We start from the raw sequence: 16,325 nt of genomic DNA on the forward strand, positions 1-16,325 counted from the left end.
CTGTTTCTTATCCTTTTCTCTGTTCTTGACAGCGCTGCACGCTGAACCAGTATCTCAAAACCGGAAAAGAACCCGGTAGAGAAGAATCGACAGGCCCAGGAAAAGAAGAAGACCGAGAACCGCCGTCCCATACATCAGACGGTTTGCCCTCCGGATATCCTCAAATTCCACAGGTCTCTTGGCATCTCCTATGGTTTTCTTCCTGTGCAGGACACCAAAATACCAGGCATCGCCGGCCAGCTGGACGCCGAGAGCCCCTGCACACACCGATTCGGTCTGAGCGGAATTGGGGCTGGCATGGTTGTACCTGTCTCTCCAGTAAATTTCCCAGGCACCTGCCATATCCATCCGCAGGATGCCGCTGGCCAGAATCATAAGCACCGCAGAGATCCTGGCAGGAATATAATTGCAGATATCATCGAGCCAGGCTGCCACCCGGCCAAAATAAAGATATTTTTCATTTTTATAGGCGATCATGGAATCCATGGTATTGACTGCCTTATAAAAGAAGCCCAGAACCGCGCCGCCAAGAGCCATATACAGCATGGGGGCAATGACACCGTCCGAGGTGTTCTCCGCCACGGTCTCCACTGCCGCTTTCGTGACTCCCTCCTCCGTCAGGTTTTCGGTGTCACGGCCGACGATCATGGAAACGGCTTTTCTGGCTCCCTCCAGGTCTCCCTTTTTCAACGGAGCATAGACTCTCATGCTCTCGGTCCGAAGGGATTTCGCCGCAATGAGCTGATAACACATAAGACTTTCCAGCGCCACCCGCGCATAGGGATGCAGACGGCCGGCCAGATAAAGAAGGCCGAAGGGGATCCCTGTTGATACGACCAGCACAAGTATCACCAGCACTGCTCCGCCGGCGATCTCATCTCCTGGAGTGTCCGGGAAAAAATTCCGGATCTTCCTTTCAAGAAAAGAAATCATATTCCCGATGAAACGGATCGGATGGGGCAGCCAGTACGGATCACCAAACAAAAGATCCAGCAAAAATCCGATCCCAAGGGATACAGCAATATATTTCATGGAATGCTCCTGATATTCGTAAGTATTTGATTCCCTGTTTTCCACAGGTCTTCCTTAAGGTCGGCCATAAATCCGCAGCCATTCTTCGCCTGCCAGTCATAGAATTCCTTTTTCGGGAACGCAAACTGCTCCAGAATGGCCATGATGCTCCCTCCATGTACCACAAAGGCCCCGAAGGATCCTCCCTCCTTCAAAAGCTCCTCCACGGAAAGAAGAAAGCCGCGGCATGTCCGCGCAGAAAAATCAGCCTTTGCCTCACCGTCTGGCGGAGCCGCCAGACCGCCGCTGTCGATCCAGCTCTGATAAGCAGGATCATCTTTCAGTTCCTCATAATTTTTATTTTCAAACTCACCGAAATCACATTCGTTGAAGTCCGTCCGGACTCTGAGCTTCCGACCGGGAAATAAAAGCTCTGCCGTCTCTTTTGTTCTCAAAAGACCGCTCACATAAACAGCTCCGGAGACCTCCGGCCCCGGCAGAAAAAGCCCATTCCTCCCGGCTATTTCCATAAGCTCCCCGATTCCCTTCGGACTTAACGGCTCATCGGTGGACCCGATATACCGCCTCTGCAAATTGCCCACGGTCTTTCCGTGGCGGATCAGATAGATTTTCATGGCTCTTATCCTTTTATTTTAATGGGGATCCCGGCGATGACCCGGTACACGGTTTCGGCTTCCTTTGCCAGCCTGCATAGGAGCCTTCCTGTCAGCTCCCTGTATTCCCGGTCAAAGGCCTCCATGGGCACAATTCCGTTTCCTATCTCATCTGCCGTCAGAATCCGGCCGGGAAGCCGAAAAGCCTCTGCAGTCAGAGTTTCTTCGATCTTGTCCGGAGACTGTCCCTCCGAAAGCTTTTCCCGGATATATTCCTGCACGTCAGGGAAAACCAGTTCCTCACGACCGTCTGCCATCTGAAGAGCCAGATCCTTTTTTCCCTGATAAGCGCCTCCGATCATCAATATCATCTGCTGCTTCCTCCATTCTATCACAGACAGGCTGCGATTACTACAAAAATCCCCATGGAAAGCTCGCAAAGCTCCATGAACCAGCCGGCCAGATCTCCGGTGATGCCTCCGAACTCCCGGTAGGACATCCGCCTGTAATAAAGAAACAGAAGCCCGCTTCCCAAAACAGCCAGGCCCCCCGCCACAGGTGATAACAGGACCATGCCCGCCCCGCTGACAAGGAGATAGAGAGCCAGCACCGCACGGGTAGCATACTTTTCTGCATTGGTGGAGAAGGTGGCCAAAAGGCCCTCCTTCCTGGCGTTTTTAAAGGTCACAACGGACATTCCCGCAAGCCCTCTTGAGAATACAAAGGATACGGCCATAACCGGCATAAGGCTGTCAGGCACGGCGCTCCACATACCGAGGGTTGCCACTAGATAAACGCCGCCGAAGATGATGGCAAAGGCCCCCGTATGGGAATCCTTTAAAATCTCCAGCTTTCTCTCCCTGGTCTGATAGGAGGAAAGGGCATCTGTCGTATCCAGAAAGCCGTCCATGTGGATGCCTCCCGTCACAAGGATCGGAATCAGAGTAAGGCCTGCAGCCCGGAAAAGAGGCGGCAGGGAAAGCTGCCCGCAAAGCCAGGCAAAGCCAAATATCAGGCCGCCGACCACCAGGCCGATCAGAGGAAAGAAACACATGACATATTTCATTTTCTCCTTTGACCAGTCCGGCTTCGGCACCGGTATCTTTGAATACATGGAAAATGCCAGCAAAAAGGAATTCAGCATAAGGGGCCTCCCTTCAGAATCACGGGAATCGAACAGACCACCTCCACGAAGGCGTCTGACCGGACAGCCAGTCCGGCGTTGATCTCTCCCAGCATTTTTTTATATTGTTCGGTAGAGTCATCATAGAGGATTCCGTCGGAAAAGACCTCATTGGTCACCACGATCAGATGCTCTGTCTGTGCCAGAAGACAATCGATCCCCAGAAGGATTTCCTTCGGTGTCCTGTCCCCTGCACCGTCCTCCCGGTAAAACTCGTTGGCTGTCAGATTGGACATACATTCCAGGAGAACTGACGGCTTTTTTCCGTTTTTTACGGGAAGCTTCAGGTTTTTAAGGCCGGTATAGCATTCCACCGTCTCAAAGCCCTTATCCTTTCTCATATTCCTGTGGCGAAGGATCCGTCTGTGGCTCTCCTCATCAAAGGGAAACATGGTGGCTATGTAAATTCTGTTTACGGGATTTTCTCCATCCAGACGAAGCAGCAGATCTTCACTGTATTCCGATTTCCCGCTTCCGCTGCCGCCCGTCACAGTCACAAACATTTCATTCTCCTTTAGAGGGGCTTATACTGCTCCACCTGCATATCATCAAAGGTTGCCATGGTGTCGTATACTGTAAATGCCATATCGAGAACAGGCATAGCCGCCATGGCTCCCGTTCCCTCACCGAGGCACATTTCGCAGCACAGCATGGGCTTCAGTCCCAGAGCTTCAAGGACCAGAGCTCCGGCAGGCTCCTTGGACACATGAGAAGCGATCATGAAATCGGTGGTATGGGGCAGGAGCTTCTCGGCAAGCAAAGCTGCCACGCTGGAAATAAATCCGTCGATGACCACCGGAATGCGATAGATCGCGCCGCCCAAAAATACGCCAGCCAGTCCTGCAATGTCATAACCGCCCACCTTACAGAGTACATCCATGGGATCGCCCGGCATCACATCCCGTTCAACGAGCGCCGTTTTGATCACACGGATCTTCCGGTCAAGACCCTCATTGGAAAGTCCGGCGCCCTTTCCGGTCATTTTTTCTACCGGCTGATGAAGAAGAGCTGCCGCCATGGCACTGCTGGTAGTGGTATTTCCGATTCCCATTTCTCCGGTTGCAATGATGTCATAGCCCTGGGCCTTCAGCTGTCCCACAAGCTTTACGCCGACCAGAATGGCTCTCAGTGCCTCGACCCGGTCCATGGCCGGTTCCTTGGCGAAATTTCTGGTTCCTCTTCTGATCTTCCGGTTGAGAAGGGTTCTCGGCTTGATTTCCTCTGTCTCCTCCGGGATTCCCTCAATACAGTCACCTTCCGTCACTATACCGATGTCTACAGGAAAGATGTCAACACCTGCTGCCTGAGCCATAACGGTCACCGCTGTGCTTCCCTCCGCCATATTTCGTGCAACAATGGCCGTCACTTCATTTCCGGTCTGAGTCACACCTTCTTCAATGACCCCGTTGTCCGCACACATGGCAATAAGTGCCCTCTTCCTGATCTGAGGTCTCAAAGTACCGGTGATTCCGGCAATTTTTGTCAGATTCTTTTCCAGAAGGCCGAGGCTTCTAAGGGGCTTTGCAATGGTATCCCACCGTGTTTCCGCTTTCTCAACGATCTCCTTGTCAAGACCCTTTACAAGCATCAGATGTTCACCCAGGTGATCCTCCAGTTTTCTCATCATTTTCTCATCCATGGTTTCTTCCTCTTCTCACTGAAATTACTTTTGTTCGTTATCTCTTAACATTTTATAGGCAAGGCAGGCTCTGAGAAAACCCTCCGCCGCTTTTTTATTTCCGTAGTAATAAAAGTGCGGAAAGCCTGCCAAAAGATTTCCCTTATTCACAATGCACCGCCAGCTTCTGCTTCCTGACGGCTTTTGGGCCAGAAAGGCATCCCCGTTTTCCGTGCTGTCCCAGTAATGGAATTCGTGGGCCGGAAACTGTTCTCCCTTCCTTCCGATCATGGTATCCTCACCGGCCGTCAGAGTCACATAGCCGAACCGGTTCAGCTTCGGTGTCCGGAAAGCATCGCCTTCGATCATCCCAACCATGGGCCATGCGATACCGTCCTCATCCTCGAGAGTTTTGTGAAGATATAAAAAACCGCCGCATTCCGCCAGACAGGGCATTCCTCCTGCTATGGCCTCCTTCACCGATTTTTTCATATTCTGATTCTCCGACAGCTCCTTTGCGTAAAGCTCCGGATACCCTCCTCCGAGAAGCAGGCCGTCAGCCGCCTCCGGGATCCGCTCCTCCCTCAGAGGACTGAAATACAAAAGCTCCGCCCCTATTTCCTCAAGGAGACAGAGATTGTCCGCATAGTAAAAATCAAAGGCCTCATCCCTGGCCACAGCCACCTTCACCGGATACTCTTTGGAAGGATTTCCGGAACCGGCTTTCAAAGGGATCGCATTGAGCTCCGGCGCCGTTTTTGCCAGGGCAAACAGTCCGTCCAGATCCACCGTTTCCGAAAGGACCTGGGCCAGCTTCTCCAGCCGTTCCTTCAGATCCGCGATCTCTTCCGGCCTTTTCAGGCCCAGATGACGGCTTTCCAGAAGGCAGTCAGTAAGCTTCGGCACATACCCGTATACCCTGATAGGAAGCTCCGATTCAATCAGTTCCTTCATCCGGGGATAAAGCATGGGAGAAACCTGATTCAAGATGACTCCGCGAAGCTGCTTCTGTTCCTCGTAGTCCAGAAAGCCCTTGATGAGAGGCACTGCCGAACGGCTAACCCCCCTACAGTTGACGATAAGAACGGCAGGAGTGTCTGTCAAAGCCGCCACCTCGCTGGTGCTGGCCTTTCCCGTGATGCCTCCCAGCCCGTCAAAATACCCCATGACACCCTCGATCACGGAAAGCTCTGCATCCTTTGCCCCCCGTTCCAGAAGATATCTCAGGGTCTCTCTGTCTGTAAAGAAGCTGTCCAGATTCCTCGATTCCAGAGAAAGGACGCTTCTGTGAAACATGGTATCTATATAGTCCGGACCGCATTTGAAGGAAGCCAGCTTAAGCCCTTTCTTTTTCCAGGCCGCCAGAAGACCGCAGGTGATCAGAGTCTTGCCGCTTCCACTTCCCGGTGCTGCCAAAAGCAGCCTCGGTGTCTTCCCGCTCATGGCTCCGCCTTCCTTTCTGATTCTGTTTTTCCGCCGCTTCCGGAAAAGCTGATGATGTAAACCGGGTTCATTCCCATCATCATCTCGTATCTTCCGAGGCGTTTTCCCCTGGAAGCAGTGACCTGGGAGACCTCCACATCCTCCACCGGAAATTCCTTCAGAACTTCCATGGCCTCCGCCACAGTCTCCAGCGCAATGGCGTTGATCACGATCCGGGCTTTCTCATTTTTCTTCAGAATCAAGCGGACGATGTCCCGCATATTCCCGGAGGAGCCGCCGATGAACGCATGGGTAGGAGCCGGAAGCTCTTCCATGGCCTCCGGCGCCAGTCCTTCCACAATCTCCATGTTGGGCACGGCAAATTTTTGTTTATTCTCACGAAGAAGAGAAACTGCTTCCTCATTTTTTTCTATGGCATAAACCGTTCCGTCACAGGCCTGGAGGGCCGCCTCTACAGAAACGGAACCGGTCCCCGCACCGATATCATAAATCACCGAATCCCTTTTAAGCTTCATCCGGGACAAAGAGACCGCACGGACCTCCAGCTTCGTCATGGGTACCTTTCCCCGGAGAAATTCCTCATCCGGGATCCCGTGGGTGACAACATGATCCCCCGCCTCCGGATTTTCAATGAGCGCCACCGCAAGGCTCTCAAAGGCCTCTTCTCTGAGCTCTTCCGGACTTCCGGTACGAATCTTCTCTCCCTCGTAGGAAAGCTCCTCACCGACCGTCAGCGTCACCCCGGAAAAACCGTAAAACAGAAGGGTATCGCAAAGCTCCCTCACACAGTCTTTTCCTCCCAGCAGCGTAAACACCTTTCTGTTTGTCCGCACTGCCTGCAGAAGATTCTCCGTTCGCCCGTGAATACTCATGAATATCCCGTCATCCCAGGAAACCCCCAGCCGGTCCGCAAAATAAACGAGAGAAGAGACTCCGGGAATCAGCCGAACCGTATAGCCCCTCCCGTAAAGAAGCGGAAGCAGCTTTTTGGCTCCGCTGTAAAAGCCGATATCTCCGGAAAAGGCCACCGCAGGCCTCACATACTCCGGATGTACCTCCAGCCATTCCAGCAGCTCCTCATTTTTATAGGAAATAAACGAGGGCTTTCCAAAGGCGGACAGCCCTTCCACCATCCGTTTTGCTCCCAAAATCACATCGCATTCTGCCAAAACATCCCATGCTTCCTTCGTCAAAAGAGACAAATCGCCGGTTCCCATGGATACAAGCGCGATCTTTCTATGCAGCGCAGGCATTTTTCCCGCCATTTCAAAGATTCGCCCCTTGACCTCCTCAAAGGTCAGGCCGTCTTCTTCCCTGGGCCGTCCCACAACAATGACACCAGCTCCGGCCCTTTTTGCCGCCCGCAGTTTTTCCTCATAGCCTCCGGCCTTTCCAGAGGCCTTGGTCACCAGCCAGGAGATCCCGTACTGCTTCATGGTGGCATAATTCATATCCTCAGAAAACGGCCCCTGCATACAGATGAGATTTCTGCCTGCAAATCCCAGACGGGAGGCTGCCAAAACCGATTCTTCCGTGGAAAGCACCCGGGCATACACTCTTGTTTTGTAATCCTCCAGGGCCGTATATTCCGAAAGCTCCTTGCTTCCGGTGGAAGCAAGAATATTCCCTGTACGCCTCTTCAGCATGGAAACTGCATCCCTGACGCTTTCTGCAAACTCGACCTCATCTTCGAGCTGCGAACCTGTATTTTCCCTGAGAAGGCGCAGATAAGCAAGGCCGGCTTTTTCGGCCGCCTTTCGGATATTTTCGGAGACGGCGACCGCATAGGGATGGGTTGCATCCACGACACAGGAGAAATCCTCCTTTTTCATCAGAGACTCCATCTGCCCTTCGTCAAGCCGTCCCATCAGATGGGTGATTCCCTCTGCTCTCGGCAAAAGCGTCTCCCCGTATTCTGTTGCCACACAGACCGATGCAGGGATCCGGGCCGCTGCCAGGCACTCCGCCAGCCTGCGTCCTTCTGTGGTTCCTGCAAAAATCAGTACCTGTTTCATGAAAAAACCTCCTCAAGAAGTTTTTACTCTTATTCCTCTGTTTCCGGAACCCGGTAGCCTCTCGGCGTCACCATCTTTCCGCCAATGTTCTTTGTCTGGGAATTGCCGATCCACACGGTGGTAAACATATCCACCTGCGTGTCGCGAAGCTCTCTTAAGGTCAGTACATGACCCTCCTCCCCTTCGCGCCCGATATTCTTCACATAGCCGCAGACCGTTTCCGGACTCTGATGCTTTAACACCAGGTCGCAGGCTCTCTGCAGATAATCCTTTCTCTTTTTGCTGGAAGGGTTATACAGGCAGATGACAAAATCTGCTGCAGCCGCAAGCTCCACCCGCTTTTCGATCTTCTCCCAGGGGGTCAGAAGATCGCTTAAGCTGACCACCGCAAAATCATGGATCAAAGGTGCGCCGAGAACTGCCGCCCCGCTGGTAGCCGCCGTCAGACCGCCTATTAGCTTAAGCTCCACCTGGGGATAACGGACACCGATCTCATACATCAGTCCGGTCATACCATAAACGCCGGCATCTCCGCTGCATATCATGGCCACGGTCTTCCCCTTTGCCGCCTCGGCAAAGGCCAGCTCACATCGTTCCACCTCCCGCTTCATGGGGGTCGTCAGAAATTCCTTTCCCGGGAAATGCTTCCTCACAAGATCCACATATACGGTATATCCCACGATCACATCGCTGCTCTTCAAAGCCTCCGCCGCTTCAATGGTCATCTTTTCATAAGCTCCCGGACCGATACCGATTACATAAAGAGTATTCAACGCTCGTTCTCCTTCCTGTTAAAATACAGTTTTGTCTTTCGGACGGCAGCTGCCACGGTAACGCCGTCCCCCGCCTGCTTATTTAAGATCAGGCGGCCTTCCTCCCGGGCGTCCGCTTCTCCCTTTTCTGCCCGTTCCATACTTCCTTTGAGAGCCGCCCTCTCACATACACAATCTATCCCAACCGTTTCCTTCACAAAGGCAGAGCCGGAAAATTCTCCGGGAAGTGCCAGAAGCTGTTCCCTCGTATACCATACAAAGGGAACACCAAGACCCTCTGCCAGATCATGAAGTCCTTTTTCATCCTGTTTGAGCTCTATGGTCGTCACCTGCTCCAACGCCTGTAAAAAAATCCCGGCATCAGAAAACGCGTTTTTCAGCTTTCTAAGAAGGACCGCCTCTTCGGTTCCCCGCCGACAGCCCATCCCCGCCGTCACGGTTCTGGGAATGAGATACAGGATATCCTCCTGTCCCCCGGAATTTACGGAAATCCGTCTCTCCGACACTGCCAGCTTAAGTCCCGGATGCTTCCGAAGCTCCTCCTCTGTTTCACATAAAATCAGTTCCTTCGGAAGTTCTCCCTCCACAGGCTGGGTACTGAAAAACGGAATCTGTTTTCCTTCCAGCACTGCCGCTGACAGTTCCTTGGCGAGGCACCGGCTCAAAATCTCCAGTCCATTTTTCCGTGCAAAGACATCGACGGCAAAGCATCCGTTGACGTCGGTGGCTGTGGAGATGACCGGCACAGCCCCTGCAAGCCCAGCGACCAGACTGCAGAGCTCATTGGCGCAGCCCACATGGCCGGAAAGCAGGGAAATGCAGAACTTGGCTCCCTCATCAATGACCACCACGGCCGGATCCTGAAACTTATCCTTTACGAAGGGTGCAATGGAACGAACGGCAATCCCGCAGGCTCCCACAAAGATCAGTCCGTCATATTCCGAAAAAGCCCTGCCGGTCCATTCCCGAAGGCTCCCCTCCACCGGCTGCAAAGGTGCTTCCGCCTTTCCAGCCCGCTTTTCAAAGCCGTCGGTCCTGTGGCCGTGAATGTTCAGTTTTTCACAGAGGAACCGGTTCAACTGACCGCCCCTCCCGGTAAAGCTGATGACCGCAAGCCTCATGATGCCTCCTGTTTTATTTCGTAGCCTGTCTGAACTCGGTAGTGAAGGACGGATTATAGAGCTCAGAACGGCTGTAATCACCGTCCAGCACACGTCCCACCACAATGAGAGCCGTTTTCGTCACCTGATTTTCCTCCGCCGTTTTTGCCAGGGTCGACACCGTACAGCGGAACACCTTTTCGTCAGGCCAGGTCGCCTTATAAACGATAGCCGCCGGAGTGTCGGGCGCATAGCCGCCGGCCATGAGCCGTTCCTCAAGAGCCGCCAGCATTCCCGTGCTCAGAAAGATCACCATGGTTGCCTGATGAGCTGCCAGACCGGCGATCTCCTCCTTCTCCGGAACCGGCGTCCTCCCGGCCATCCTGGTTATGATCACCGACTGGGAAACATCGGGCAGCGTGTATTCTGCATGAAGAGCTGCCGCCGCACCACAGAAGGAGCTGACACCGGGACATACTGCATAGGAGATCCCCAGACGGTCAAGCTCATCCATCTGCTCCCGGATGGCTCCATAGAGGCAGGGATCGCCCGTATGGAGACGTACGGTTCGTTTGCCGGCCGCCTCCGCCTCCTTCATCACCTCAATGACCTCTTCCAGCGTCATATAGGCACTGTTATATACCTGACAGCCCTCTTTTTTATAGTCAAGAAGGGCCGGATTCACCAGAGAACCGGCGTAAATAATCACATCAGCTTCCTCAAGAAGCTTCTTTCCCCGCAGCGTGATCAGATCTGCGGCACCGGAGCCTGCACCTACAAAATCAACCATGATTTGCCTCCTTTACAATCAGCAGGGAATAATACCCAGCATTTTCATCTATCTCCTCTGCAGAACGGTAAACCTTCTCATTTTCCATTCCGCAGTTTTCCACCATATAAGCCTCACAGCCTTTTTCCAGGAGCGCTTTTTTCACCCGGCTCATTTTCTTTCCGGATTTCATAAGTATTTTCGTTCCGGATAGGGAAAGAGCCTCCTCCACCCCGTAGGTGGCCGGGATCACATGGAGTGCTTCCTTCGTCTCCACGAGTCCGATTCCCAGCCTTGCCGCTGCTGCGCAGAAGGAAGGAATCCCGCTTACCAGCTCTGTCTCATAGCCGGCAGCCTCCACTCTTCTGTGAATATATAGATATGTGGAATAAACAGCCACATCCCCCAGGGTCAGAAAAGCTACATTCTTTCCTTCCTTCAGGAGACTGATTACCTGCAAAGCTCCCTCATCATGGCTTATTTCAAGGACAGCTCTGTCCTTCGTCATGGGCATACTGATAAAAAGAAACTCTTTTTGATCGAGTTCCTCCACCGCCCCCTTTGTGATCCGATAGGCCACACACTCTTCTTTTGTCTTTGCAGGAAGGGCCACCACATCCGCCTCTTTTATCATCCGCACTGCCTTTAAGGTCATAAGCTCCGGATCTCCGGGTCCCACACCGATTCCATACAGCTTTCCGTTTTTCATTGCATTATCCTCTTCATCCTGATATTTGTATCCGACGGCTTCCCACCGTCTTTCGGGACTCATGCCCGAAGCAGCATGTCAGCGGCCCCCTTCGACTGGCCCAATAGCCCGTAAACATTGGAAAAAATCATAATTTCCGTCTCGATGGCTCCCTGACAGCGATGGTTAAGATAAAAAGCAGCCCGCTCTGTCACCTGATCCATAGTCTTTTCCAGATACCCCTCCTCTTTAAGGATCCTCAGCCCCTCATCGGTGACCGTGGCCCCCAGAAGCTTCTGCAATACCAAAAGGGGCGCTCCAGCCCTGAGGGCTGCTGCTGCCAGAAGCTCCATGCGGCTGTCCGCATTGCGGGAGTGGGTATTCATAATACCGCCGGCCAGCTTGATAAATTTGCCTATATGGCCGATAAAAAGAATCCCCTTTGCCCCCAGCTCCACCGCAAAATCAATGGTTTCTCCGATATAATTGCTGCACTTTAACGTGCGTTCTGTATCGATCCCCAGTTCATTTTTCGAAAACACCGTTCCATAATTTCCGGGAATCACCACCAGATACCCATTTCCCCGTTTTAGTTGAACTTTCATTTCCACTTTTATTGAATTTATCAGAGCAGTCTCGCTCATAGGCTCCACGATCCCCGTTGTCCCCAGAATCGAGATGCCTCCGGTGATCCCCAGCCTAGGATTGAAGGTTTTCTTTCCGACTTCCTCGCCTCCCGGCACAAAAACGGTGATTTTCAGATTGCCCTGATACCCGAAGGCCTCGCAGATTTCCAAAACTGCATCCCGTATCATACGCCTGGGCACCTGGTTGATGGCAGCTGCTCCCACCGGCTGCTCCAGCCCGGGAAGAGTCACCCGCCCTATACCGACGCCGCCGTCGATGAGGATTCGTTCTTCGCCTGCCTCTCCATATTCCACACGGGCATAAATGAGAAGGCCGTGGGTCGCATCCGGATCGTCTCCCCCATCCTTCTCCACCGCACAGCAGGCATAATCTTTTCCGTAAGAAGCATCCCGGACAGGAAGCTTTAAAAGGATCCCCTTCGGCGTCATGAGCTCCACCTTTTCCACCTGTTCTCCGCACAGGAGCATCAAAGCTGCCGCTTTTGCCGCAGCTGCCGCACAGGAGCCTGTCGTGTAGCCGCACCGCAGTTTTTTATTCTGTTTGATCACGTACTCGTCCAACATAGCTGTCTCCTGAAATCCTCCCTTTTGGCGGTGTCAAAAATCCTGCCTGTACGAAAGAAAAGACCGCTGAATCCTCAGCAGCCCTGGTCCCCCATACTGAATTTTCTTCCGTAGATATTTTAACAAAATGAGCCGGCTTTGTCAATGAAAGCGCCATTTTACGTCATGCGCACAACATAAAAAGTGCTGCTGCACCTTTCGGTACAACAGCACTTTGATGCGTACTTAAAACAAACTCTTACAGAGCTTTTCCGGCAGAACCAAGAACCTCTGTGATCTTATGCTTAACAACTTCCTTCACATAAGCTCTTGCAGGAGACAGGTACTGTCTGGGATCGAAATGATCCGGATTTGCTACCATATGCTCTCTGATGCCTGCAGTAAGAGCCAGACGAAGGTCAGAGTCAATGTTGATCTTGCATACAGCCATTCTTGCTGCCTGACGAAGCTGATCCTCGGGAACACCGATAGCATCCTTCAGAGCACCGCCGTTTGCATTGATGATCTTAACATATTCCTGAGGAACAGAAGATGCACCGTGAAGAACGATGGGGAAGCCGGGCAGTCTCTTTGCCACATCTTCCAGAATGTCAAATCTCAGCTGAGGCTTGGTGCCGGGTTTGAACTTGTATGCGCCGTGGCTTGTACCGATGGCGATAGCCAGGGAATCAACGCCGGTACGGTCTACAAATTCCTCAACCTCTTCAGGTCTTGTATAGGAGGAATTCTCTGCAGAAACCTTAACATCATCTTCGATGCCGGCCAGAGTACCAAGCTCTGCCTCAACTACTACGCCTCTCTCATGAGCATAGTCTGCAACCTTCTTTGCCAGAGCAATGTTCTCTTCGAAGGGCTTGGAGGAACCGTCGATCATAACGGAAGTGAAGCCGCCGTCGATGCAGGACTTGCAGATCTCAAAATCTGCGCCGTGGTCCAGATGCAGAGCAACGGGAAGATCCGGATAGATATCCAGAGCAGCCTCAACGAGACGCTTCAGGTAAGCACCGTTCGCATACTTTCTTGCGCCGGCGGAAGCCTGGAGGATAACAGGGGACTTCTCCTCAGCAGCAGCCTCGGTGATGGCCTGTACGATCTCCATGTTGTTTACATTGAATGCACCGATGGCATAGCCGCCTTCATATGCTTTCTTAAACATTTCAGTTGTTGTAACTAAGGGCATTGTTTTCTCTTCCTTTCTGTAGGTTCTTTGCGTTTGCACGCTTTGTCCTTATTATATCATAAACTCCATTTTTTAACAGTTCTTTTTTAGCCTAAAAAATGCGCAAAATTCTTACTGTTTTTCTATTTATTTTGTAAAAAACTGTCAATGCTCCCTCAGCACCAACAAATACGAATCGTCATATCATAAACCAACAGCCTATTCTATAAGGGTGCTATTTTGAACAACGACTCTTTTTATGTCCGCTTTTTCCATGCCGCCTCCGAGACCGAAGCTCTTCAGGTTTCTGTAGACGACACCCTCTTTGTGCCTGACCTCCCCTATCGTACAGTCACCGGTTACGGCCACGTAAAGGAAGGTTTCGTGACCATTACCCTGTCCGGCACACGCACCAGACGAGTCTATCTCCAGAAAACCCTGCCGTTCTTCCTGCCCATCAAATACACCGTTGCCATCATTCAGACAGATAACGGACTGGATTTAAAACAGATCTTTGATTATCTCTGTCCTCTGTTTCCCGCCGCCTTCGGCTGTGTCCGCGCCGCAAATCTTGCTTACGGGACCGGCCCCATTGATTTCTTTCTCTACGGAAGCAAGCTGGTCTTTGCAGATGTGACCTTCAAGGAGGTTACCCCCTTCAAGCCCTTTAGTCCCGGCGAATACGGCTTTTACCTGACTCCGGGACAGGAGGAGGATAATCCGCTTCTATCGGTCCTGGCCGACGTGGAAGCAGGAACCATGTACACCATGTGCGTGATCAACAGTACCTGGAGCCCGGAAGCTCTGGATGTGGTGATTCTGGATTATGATGCTGGCGTACCGGTTCCGGAGCCACGCTGACAAACAAGTTCAAAAGGTTCCTGGAAGAGGGCTTTTACCGGTCTCAGGCCGTTTTCTCAAACTGACTGTTGTAAAGCTCCGCGTAGAAGCCCTTCTTTTCCAGAAGCTCCTCATGGGTTCCCTGCTCGATGATATCGCCATCCTTCATGACAAGGATCAGATCTGCGTCCCGGATGGTTGATAACCGGTGAGCAATAATAAAGCTGGTCCGGCCCTTCATCAGATTGTCCATAGCCTTCTGGATCCGTTCCTCGGTTCTTGTATCCACCGAGCTGGTTGCCTCATCCAGGATCAGGATCTTATTATCCGCCAGAATGGCCCTCGCGATGGTCAGAAGCTGCTTCTGGCCCTGGGAAACATTTCCCGCCTCCTCATTGAGTTCCATTTCATAGCCGTCGGGCAGGGTGGAAATGAAATGATGAGCATGAGCCGCTTTTGCCGCTGCGATCACCTCTTCATCGGTGGCGTCAAGCTTGCCGTAACGGATATTTTCCATAATGGATCCCTTGAACAGCCAGGTATCCTGAAGTACCATTCCGAATAGCTCCCGAAGCTCACTTCTGTTGAAGGAGCGGATGTCCTTTCCGTCAATCTTAATGGAACCGCCGTTCACATCGTAAAACCGCATCAGAAGCTTCACCAGTGTGGTCTTTCCGGCACCGGTGGGTCCGACGATGGCGATCTTTTTGCCCGCTGATATCTCAGCGCTGAAATCATTGATGATGATCTTATCCGGACGATAACCGAATTTCACGTGATCAAAAGTCACATTGCCCTGGATATCCGCAATGGAAGAGGGATTCTCCACCATCTGGTCCTCCTCCGGCTCCTCCAGGAACTCAAATACCCGCTCCGCTGCAGCAGCTGTGGACTGAAGCATGTTGGAGACCTGAGCCATCTGGGTGATAGGCTGGGTAAAGTTTTTCACATACTGGATAAAGGACTGGATATCCCCCACCTCAATGGTTCCCCGAATCGTCAGAAAGCCTCCCACAATGGCCACCGCCACATACCCCAGATTTCCCACAAACTGCATGACCGGCTGCATCATTCCGGAGAAAAACTGGGATTTCCAGGCTGACTGATAGAGCATGCCGTTTGTTTCATTAAATTCCCTGAGGACCTCTTCCTCCCTGTTGAATACCTTAATGACCGTATGTCCGCTGTAGTTTTCCTCCACCTGACCGTTGATGTGTCCCAGATATTCCTGCTGCTGACGGAAAAACTTCTGAGACCTCTTTATAATAAAGGAGATCATGGTCATGGAAACCGGCAGGATCAGAACCGCCAGAACTGTCATAAGCGGGCTGATGGAAAGCATCATGATAAACACGCCGACGATCGTTGTGACGGAAGTGATCATCTGGGTAATGCTCTGGTTCAGACTCTGTCCCAAAGTATCCACATCGTTGGTGATTCTGGAAAGTACCTCGCCGTGGGTCTTTGTGTCATAATAATTCATGGGAAGCCGGTTGATCTTTTCCGACATTTCCTTTCGCATCCGGAAGCTGACCTTCTGGGATATGGAGGTCATCACTAGTCCCTGAACGAAGCTGAACAGGGCACTGACCCCGTAAAGGGTCAAAAGCAGGATCAGGATTTTTCCGATTCCCGCAAAATCAATGCCGGGGCCCCCGGAAAGCTTTCCGGTCAGGCCGTTGAAGATCTTTGTAGTGGCCTTTCCCAGAACCTTCGGCCCGATCACATGAAACACAGTGCTTCCCACCGCGAAAATAAGAACCGTCAGGATTCCCCATTTGTACCGTCCCATATAGGAGATCAGCTTCTTCATGGTCTTTCCGAAATCCTTGGCTTTTTCTCCGGAGCCTCCTGCAGGTCCGCCCATTCCATGTCTTCTCATATTTCTTCCGCCGCTCATA

16 protein-coding genes are annotated in these 16,325 nt (G+C 52.1%); 1 reads left to right on the top strand and 15 read right to left on the bottom strand.

Annotated elements, in window-relative coordinates; translation table 11 throughout:
• Positions 1-54: 54 nt before the first annotated feature.
• The 14 genes from cbiB to fba form a co-directional block, all read right to left on the bottom strand.
• Positions 55-1,032, bottom strand: coding sequence for an adenosylcobinamide-phosphate synthase CbiB (gene cbiB, locus QJ036_RS01900; RefSeq protein ID WP_283229746.1), 978 nt, complete (start codon positions 1,030-1,032; stop codon positions 55-57).
• Positions 1,029-1,646, bottom strand: coding sequence for a histidine phosphatase family protein (locus QJ036_RS01905; protein ID WP_283229747.1), 618 nt, complete (start codon positions 1,644-1,646; stop codon positions 1,029-1,031). The genes cbiB and QJ036_RS01905 overlap by 4 nt, the downstream gene beginning before the upstream one ends.
• Positions 1,647-1,651: 5 nt before the next feature.
• Positions 1,652-1,996: a bifunctional adenosylcobinamide kinase/adenosylcobinamide-phosphate guanylyltransferase gene (locus QJ036_RS01910; protein ID WP_283229748.1), complete on the bottom strand. Its 345-nt coding sequence runs from the start codon at positions 1,994-1,996 to the stop codon at positions 1,652-1,654.
• A gap of 20 nt (positions 1,997-2,016) precedes the next feature.
• Positions 2,017-2,769, bottom strand: a complete 753-nt coding sequence (locus QJ036_RS01915; protein WP_283229749.1) for an adenosylcobinamide-GDP ribazoletransferase — start codon at positions 2,767-2,769, stop codon at positions 2,017-2,019.
• Positions 2,763-3,311 carry a bifunctional adenosylcobinamide kinase/adenosylcobinamide-phosphate guanylyltransferase gene (locus QJ036_RS01920; RefSeq protein ID WP_283229750.1) on the bottom strand — a complete coding sequence of 183 codons (549 nt, stop codon included), beginning with the start codon at positions 3,309-3,311 and terminating at the stop codon, positions 2,763-2,765. Before QJ036_RS01920 ends, QJ036_RS01915 begins: the two co-directional genes overlap by 7 nt.
• Before the next feature lie 11 nt (positions 3,312-3,322).
• A complete protein-coding gene (gene cobT / locus QJ036_RS01925; RefSeq protein WP_331487460.1) occupies positions 3,323-4,447 on the bottom strand; it encodes a nicotinate-nucleotide--dimethylbenzimidazole phosphoribosyltransferase in 1,125 nt (374 codons plus the stop codon).
• Positions 4,448-4,471: 24 nt separating this feature from the next.
• On the bottom strand, positions 4,472-5,869 hold the full coding sequence (locus QJ036_RS01930) for a cobyrinate a,c-diamide synthase (RefSeq protein ID WP_283229751.1): 1,398 nt from the start codon (positions 5,867-5,869) through the stop codon (positions 4,472-4,474).
• Positions 5,866-7,884: a precorrin-6A reductase gene (gene cobK / locus QJ036_RS01935; RefSeq protein ID WP_283229752.1), complete on the bottom strand. Its 2,019-nt coding sequence runs from the start codon at positions 7,882-7,884 to the stop codon at positions 5,866-5,868. Before cobK ends, QJ036_RS01930 begins: the two co-directional genes overlap by 4 nt.
• Positions 7,885-7,913: 29 nt before the next feature.
• Complete coding sequence (gene cobJ, locus QJ036_RS01940) at positions 7,914-8,657, bottom strand: precorrin-3B C(17)-methyltransferase (RefSeq protein WP_283229753.1); 744 nt, start codon at positions 8,655-8,657, stop codon at positions 7,914-7,916.
• Positions 8,654-9,778 (bottom strand): cobalt-precorrin 5A hydrolase, encoded by a 1,125-nt coding sequence (locus tag QJ036_RS01945; protein WP_283229754.1) that lies wholly within the window; start codon positions 9,776-9,778, stop codon positions 8,654-8,656. Before QJ036_RS01945 ends, cobJ begins: the two co-directional genes overlap by 4 nt.
• A gap of 13 nt (positions 9,779-9,791) precedes the next feature.
• Entirely contained in the window at positions 9,792-10,547 is a 756-nt protein-coding gene (gene cobM, locus QJ036_RS01950; RefSeq protein ID WP_283229755.1) for a precorrin-4 C(11)-methyltransferase, read from the bottom strand.
• The gene (gene cobI, locus QJ036_RS01955; RefSeq protein WP_283229756.1) at positions 10,540-11,235 is read right to left on the bottom strand and encodes a precorrin-2 C(20)-methyltransferase; all 696 of its coding nucleotides are present in this window, start codon (positions 11,233-11,235) and stop codon (positions 10,540-10,542) included. The genes cobM and cobI overlap by 8 nt, the downstream gene beginning before the upstream one ends.
• Before the next feature lie 59 nt (positions 11,236-11,294).
• Positions 11,295-12,425, bottom strand: coding sequence for a cobalt-precorrin-5B (C(1))-methyltransferase CbiD (cbiD, locus tag QJ036_RS01960; RefSeq protein ID WP_283229757.1), 1,131 nt, complete (start codon positions 12,423-12,425; stop codon positions 11,295-11,297).
• Positions 12,426-12,663: 238 nt separating this feature from the next.
• Positions 12,664-13,605 (bottom strand): class II fructose-1,6-bisphosphate aldolase, encoded by a 942-nt coding sequence (gene fba / locus QJ036_RS01965; RefSeq protein WP_283229758.1) that lies wholly within the window; start codon positions 13,603-13,605, stop codon positions 12,664-12,666.
• A 219-nt stretch (positions 13,606-13,824) separates the two neighbouring features.
• On the opposite strand from fba, the gene QJ036_RS01970 reads away from it, so the two are divergent.
• Positions 13,825-14,445 carry a DUF4397 domain-containing protein gene (locus QJ036_RS01970; RefSeq protein WP_283229759.1) on the top strand — a complete coding sequence of 207 codons (621 nt, stop codon included), beginning with the start codon at positions 13,825-13,827 and terminating at the stop codon, positions 14,443-14,445.
• Between the two features lie 43 nt (positions 14,446-14,488).
• On the opposite strand, the gene QJ036_RS01975 is transcribed toward QJ036_RS01970, so the two are convergent.
• Positions 14,489-16,306: an ABC transporter ATP-binding protein gene (locus QJ036_RS01975; protein ID WP_416388536.1), complete on the bottom strand. Its 1,818-nt coding sequence runs from the start codon at positions 16,304-16,306 to the stop codon at positions 14,489-14,491.
• Positions 16,307-16,325: the final 19 nt, after the last annotated feature.

Origin of the sequence: Fusibacillus kribbianus, from assembly GCF_030053595.1 — a bacterium.
GTDB lineage: Bacteria > Bacillota > Clostridia > Lachnospirales > Lachnospiraceae > Lientehia > Lientehia kribbiana.

Excerpts from the sequence above, each read along its gene's own strand:
- cbiB (WP_283229746.1), bottom strand. The coding sequence starts at position 1,032 with ATGAAATATATTGCTGTATCCCTTGGGATCGGATTTTTGCTGGATCTT.
- QJ036_RS01905 (WP_283229747.1), bottom strand. The coding sequence starts at position 1,646 with ATGAAAATCTATCTGATCCGCCACGGAAAGACCGTGGGCAATTTGCAG.
- QJ036_RS01910 (WP_283229748.1), bottom strand. The coding sequence starts at position 1,996 with ATGATATTGATGATCGGAGGCGCTTATCAGGGAAAAAAGGATCTGGCT.
- QJ036_RS01915 (WP_283229749.1), bottom strand. The coding sequence starts at position 2,769 with ATGCTGAATTCCTTTTTGCTGGCATTTTCCATGTATTCAAAGATACCG.
- QJ036_RS01920 (WP_283229750.1), bottom strand. The coding sequence starts at position 3,311 with ATGTTTGTGACTGTGACGGGCGGCAGCGGAAGCGGGAAATCGGAATAC.
- cobT (WP_331487460.1), bottom strand. The coding sequence starts at position 4,447 with ATGGATGAGAAAATGATGAGAAAACTGGAGGATCACCTGGGTGAACAT.
- QJ036_RS01930 (WP_283229751.1), bottom strand. The coding sequence starts at position 5,869 with ATGAGCGGGAAGACACCGAGGCTGCTTTTGGCAGCACCGGGAAGTGGA.
- cobK (WP_283229752.1), bottom strand. The coding sequence starts at position 7,884 with ATGAAACAGGTACTGATTTTTGCAGGAACCACAGAAGGACGCAGGCTG.
- QJ036_RS01945 (WP_283229754.1), bottom strand. The coding sequence starts at position 9,778 with ATGAGGCTTGCGGTCATCAGCTTTACCGGGAGGGGCGGTCAGTTGAAC.
- cobM (WP_283229755.1), bottom strand. The coding sequence starts at position 10,547 with ATGGTTGATTTTGTAGGTGCAGGCTCCGGTGCCGCAGATCTGATCACG.
- cobI (WP_283229756.1), bottom strand. The coding sequence starts at position 11,235 with ATGAAAAACGGAAAGCTGTATGGAATCGGTGTGGGACCCGGAGATCCG.
- cbiD (WP_283229757.1), bottom strand. The coding sequence starts at position 12,425 with ATGTTGGACGAGTACGTGATCAAACAGAATAAAAAACTGCGGTGCGGC.
- fba (WP_283229758.1), bottom strand. The coding sequence starts at position 13,605 with ATGCCCTTAGTTACAACAACTGAAATGTTTAAGAAAGCATATGAAGGC.
- QJ036_RS01975 (WP_416388536.1), bottom strand. The coding sequence starts at position 16,306 with ATGAGAAGACATGGAATGGGCGGACCTGCAGGAGGCTCCGGAGAAAAA.